Below are 3,617 nucleotides of genomic sequence, written 5' to 3' on the forward strand. Positions count from 1 at the left end.
CATTGTGGCCCCACCTGATCCCATTCCGAACTCAGAAGTGAAACGCAATCGCGCCGATGGTAGTGTGGGGTCTCCCCATGTGAGAGTAGGTCATTTCCAGGCGCCTAATAACGTCGAAGACGTTTTATCTAAATGCAGTGAATATTCACATAAGACTAGTAGATAAGATAATCGATTTTGCTGATATGGCTCAGTCGGTAGAGCGCATCCTTGGTAAGGATGAGGTCCCCAGTTCGATTCTGGGTATCAGCACCATTTTAAAGAATTTGTCTGGAAACCATAGCATTGTGGTCCCACCTGATCCCATTCCGAACTCAGAAGTGAAACGCAATCGCGCCGATGGTAGTGTGGGGTCTCCCCATGTTAGAGTAGGTCATTTCCAGACGCCAAATTTAGCTTTATACGCAAGTCTGAAGCTAAAGGAGTGGTAGTTCAGTTGGTTAGAATACCGGCCTGTCACGCCGGGGGTCGCGAGTTCGAGTCTCGTCCACTCCGCCAACATTACGAAAAGCCCTAGCAGCAATGCTAGGGCTTTTTCGTGTTTTAAATGAGTGAAAAACCGAGTGGTCACTCTCGAGCATCCATGTTCTATATGATATTTGTACTTCCATGCACTTGGTAGTCATACCAATTCCAGCATATAAGACCAATCTGGAAAACTAACTGATCAACTTTGCCCAGTCTCTTGAACACATTTGCGTGACTCTTTCTGCACTCTCGGTAAAGCTATTCCAAGCTTTACAAACGCTATCGACCATGTCTTGGTAATCTTTGAAAACCCTATTGGCGAGACAATGCTGTCGCATCCAATCCCATACTTGTTCGATTGAATTCAGTTCAGGTGAATAGGGCGGTAACTTGATGATGTTGATATTGTTAAATTCATCTGCAATGTCATCAGTATGCCAGCACCATCCATTATTATCACTGCATGTCGTTCTGCTTCTGTCACTGTTGAGATCTGCTCTCAGTGTAAGCGCATCGCTTCTTTGCTTGTCCACGGCATCACTATTGCTCGACCTATCCTTCTGCTTGGACAGACTGAACCAAATAGATAGGCATAGTTGAACTGTTGTTGGCGTACAGCCCGTGGCCTGGTACCTTTTCTGGCCCAAATTCTCGTTGTCGTGTTTTGTTGGCCAAATCTTGCTTCATCTTGAAACCAGATATCGACGCGATCTAAAGGGAGGTGTTCGGGGATCTTATGGATCGTTTTAATTCTATCTAGGGATTTCCTCTTGGAAGGCCTGGTATAGCTAGGTTTCAAGCTTTTTCTTGGCTTTTGTTGTTGAAGATATTATCCTATCGGTTGAATTATCAACACACTTCAATCTAGCTGTATGAATTTTAATGGTATTAAAAATAAATTATTGCGGTTTAAATCCATTTTTGTCTCCCATTGGATAAACTTTACAATAAAACACCCCAGATACGATAAACCGTATTACCATGAAGAAATTAAAAAGATGATGGATTGTGGTAGTGAAGCATTAGGTTTTGCTATCTATCAGTGTTTGTCATGTGGTAAAGGGCAGCATACCGTTAACTTTAGCTGTAAAGGCAAAGCCTGCCCGCAGTGCGGTAAGCGCTATTCCCGTGAAAGTATGGAAAAAATAGCCAGTCGACTATTGCCTGGAGTGCGCTATAGGCAGGTGGTGTTAACCTTACCGAGTGAATTTAGAGGTATTTTCTATAATCATCCGCAGCAAGGAGCATTGTATTCAGAGTTAATGAGTGTGGGCCATGCGTGCTTAGAGGCTCTCATGCAGGAATTACTTAACTGCATGGAGGGTCGTGTTGGGGACTTAAACGGTATCATCAAAGGACTTTGGGATAAGCATCCCAAAGGATTCTATGCCCATCCTGGAAATGACAAAAAGTCCCGACGAATAATTATCGAGGATTGCTGAAATATCTCACCAAGTATTTAACTTCGCCACCAATAGGAGTGTCAAGAATAACCAATGTGAATAATGGTTATGTTAGTTATTATCAGTCACATAGTAGTAAGCAGCGAGAGTATGAATGTGTTGAGGCGGAGGTATTTATTGGCCGTATGGTGCAACATATTCTACCTAAAGGATTCCAGCGAATACGGTATTATGGGTTACAAGCGACAGCGAGCTTTAAGCAATGGTACGATATAATCGCTAAAGTAGCAGGAGATTTAGTTGATGGTATGATTAGTTACGTTAGTCGCTTGAAGTATAGCGATTTTTTTAGAGAGGTCGCAGGTAGAAACCCACTAGTTTGTGTATTTTGTGTATTTTGTGGTGATGATATGGAATTAGTTCGGCTATCTCATCCTGACAGAGGTGTTTTCTATGATATATTTGTGCCTTGATCTTTTGCTGTTTGTTCTGCTAGCTTTCCTTGTTTTTCTTATGCTGTTTGTTATAAAAAGATGTTACAAACAAAATACAAGAAAGCACTGTCAGATGTTGTCAGGACTATTTTTCATTATATTGATAATGCCCTTAATCTGATTTAATTATCACTGTGATAGCAAAGATTAATAAAAGTGTCCAATTTATCCTCATCTATCTTTAAGGTAGTGATAAACTTCGTCGATCTCAAATGGAGGTTTTTCTTTTGCTGTTCACAATAAAAGTTCTGCGCTTTTCGGCCTACAGCATCATCTATATTGTGATGATAATCGCCAATACGTTTAAGATACTCTGCCAATGTGTTATCCACAACCTTTATCAATTGCTGCAATTCAATGTCAGTTTTAATACCACCTATCGCGAGAATATTAGGCGAAAAAATATGAATAGCCCATTCAGGTAATTCACGCTTTCGCTTCCAATTCAATGAACGCATACACTGAGTAAATTGAATACTCAAAGGGTGTTCGGCGCTACATGTAGGGCTATAATCAAGATAGGCTCCGGTTATCAATTTGTGATTGGCAATCAAATCAATACCAAATATGGGCGCATTGGAATGAAAATGCGGAAAGATACACATGTGGATCACTCTAAAATCTTGCTGCCCGCTCATATTCACAATATTCAAGTGAGCATAACGAAAATGTTCATTTTTCCATATACGATTCACCCAGCTCCCATCAGCATAATTAAATGCTGCAAACGCGGGCTCATCTTGCTCATTAGCAACATCATTAAGCTGAGTGATAATATTCGACCTCATTTGCGTTAATGCCGCTAAGATCTGACTCATTTTGGCTCCTTTCCGTCGAAAAAATAAGTTAATGACAGAATAAGTATAGCTAGCTTTCACATGTTCAATGACCATGCTGTATCAATCCATGTTATTCGTCCGCATTGAACACTCGATAGAGAAGCAGCATAGTGAATGCCAGTGATAAATGGACCATGCCTATTCACAATTGCAGCTTATGTTTATCGCAACTGGCCATTTATTGTGAAGGGCGTTTAAATAACGTGCTGGATATTTAGTCTTATCGTTGACACAGAATATTGAACGCCCTCGGAAAATCGACACAACAAAGCAAAGTTGCAACAGTATGGTTAATATAATCATACACGACATTTTCTTGTTCACCATATGAACAGCTCAATCTTTTTGGGCTGAATCGGTCTTGGGATGAGTAAATTCAAACAACGGTTAATGGTTTTTATAACACGGCATGA

Annotated in this window: 3 protein-coding genes, 2 tRNA genes, 2 rRNA genes and 1 pseudogene; 6 read left to right on the top strand and 2 right to left on the bottom strand. The window is 40.8% G+C overall.

Annotated elements, in window-relative coordinates:
- From rrf (L2764_RS26290) to L2764_RS26305, 4 genes are all read left to right on the top strand, one after another.
- Positions 1-102, top strand: a 5S ribosomal RNA gene (rrf, locus tag L2764_RS26290); the annotation flags it as partial.
- A 77-nt stretch (positions 103-179) separates the two neighbouring features.
- Positions 180-255, top strand: a tRNA-Thr gene (locus L2764_RS26295).
- 14 nt (positions 256-269) lie between these two features.
- A 5S ribosomal RNA gene (gene rrf / locus L2764_RS26300) occupies positions 270-385 on the top strand.
- Positions 386-421: 36 nt separating this feature from the next.
- A tRNA-Asp gene (locus L2764_RS26305) sits at positions 422-498 on the top strand.
- A 161-nt stretch (positions 499-659) separates the two neighbouring features.
- Here L2764_RS26305 and L2764_RS26310 read toward each other — a convergent pair.
- Positions 660-1,198 (bottom strand): annotated as a pseudogene (locus tag L2764_RS26310) (IS630 family transposase); the annotation flags it as partial.
- A gap of 142 nt (positions 1,199-1,340) precedes the next feature.
- On the opposite strand from L2764_RS26310, the gene L2764_RS26315 reads away from it, so the two are divergent.
- Both L2764_RS26315 and L2764_RS26320 read left to right on the top strand, forming a co-directional pair.
- Entirely contained in the window at positions 1,341-1,910 is a 570-nt protein-coding gene (locus L2764_RS26315; RefSeq protein WP_248943301.1) for a transposase zinc-binding domain-containing protein, read from the top strand.
- Positions 1,904-2,344, top strand: coding sequence for a transposase (locus tag L2764_RS26320; protein WP_248943302.1), 441 nt, complete (start codon positions 1,904-1,906; stop codon positions 2,342-2,344). The genes L2764_RS26315 and L2764_RS26320 overlap by 7 nt, the downstream gene beginning before the upstream one ends.
- Before the next feature lie 143 nt (positions 2,345-2,487).
- Here L2764_RS26320 and L2764_RS26325 read toward each other — a convergent pair whose 3' ends face one another.
- Positions 2,488-3,183 (bottom strand): hypothetical protein, encoded by a 696-nt coding sequence (locus L2764_RS26325; protein WP_248943303.1) that lies wholly within the window; start codon positions 3,181-3,183, stop codon positions 2,488-2,490.
- Positions 3,184-3,617 lie beyond the last annotated feature (434 nt).

Source organism: Shewanella surugensis (assembly GCF_023284005.1).
GTDB lineage: Bacteria > Pseudomonadota > Gammaproteobacteria > Enterobacterales > Shewanellaceae > Shewanella > Shewanella surugensis.

What these genes read in the sequence shown, in the direction of transcription:
- L2764_RS26325 (WP_248943303.1), bottom strand. Translation starts at nt 3,183, where the DNA reads ATGAGTCAGATCTTAGCGGCATTAACGCAAATGAGGTCGAATATTATC.
- L2764_RS26315 (WP_248943301.1), top strand. Translation starts at nt 1,341, where the DNA reads ATGAATTTTAATGGTATTAAAAATAAATTATTGCGGTTTAAATCCATT.